Source organism: Candidatus Macondimonas diazotrophica (assembly GCF_004684205.1).
Lineage (GTDB): Bacteria > Pseudomonadota > Gammaproteobacteria > UBA5335 > UBA5335 > Macondimonas > Macondimonas diazotrophica.
In genome coordinates this window covers 1-689 of record NZ_SRIO01000077.1, presented here as the reverse complement: position 1 = coordinate 689, position 689 = coordinate 1, and the positions used below count along the sequence as shown (strand labels likewise).

The 689-nt window shown below is 60.7% G+C and carries 1 protein-coding gene; it reads right to left on the bottom strand.

The features are described from left to right. Positions 1-689: phage tail protein (locus E4680_RS13945; RefSeq protein ID WP_135283034.1), on the bottom strand; the 689-nt coding region annotated here is incomplete at both ends.

The following is a 689-nucleotide window of genomic DNA, read 5'->3' as shown; positions in this document are numbered from 1 at the left end:
GCGATTGCCCAGCGTTTCGGCTCTCGGCTCCATGCGGCCCACTCAGCGCCGTGCGTCGGCAAATCGACGCTTGGCGTCGATGATGCTGCATATATCTTACCATCTGGGCCAATCGACGCTTGGTGCGGCCCGTCTGGCGATCCGTCTGAATCGCGGACGTAAACGACACATGGCGATGAGCCGGCTGGCGCTGAAGCCGTCCAGTCGTCTCCTGGATACAGCACACCGCATGCAATCGCCTCCCCATATTCAGGCGCGGCGAATAGCACACGGTCGAGAGGCGCAAGCGCGTTGCCCTCGTCGGCAATATCGACCCGAGCAATTGCGCCCTGCCGATATAGCGCGTTGTAGCTATAGCGCGCGATTGATTGCGCCGTCGCGTCGTCTCTGCAGAACGGCAGTGAGAGCGTTTGGACGTTGTTCGCTGTCCCGCCTGGCGGAACGAATCGATAATTTGCCGGCGCTCCTGTCAGCGCGTCTGTGTACTCAACGGCAACCGAGTCAATGGTTTTTGGCCGATTGCTGCGCGTGATCGTGATCGATTGCGCGCTTCGTGGCGTGATCAGCAGCGACGCAGCGCCTTGTGAATCGACTACCGCATAAAGTTTGCCTGCGCGCCAGACTGGCCGAGCGTTTGCCGTATCCAGCAGGCTGCGCAGAATCTCCCATGGAGACAGGCCGGAGTAGTC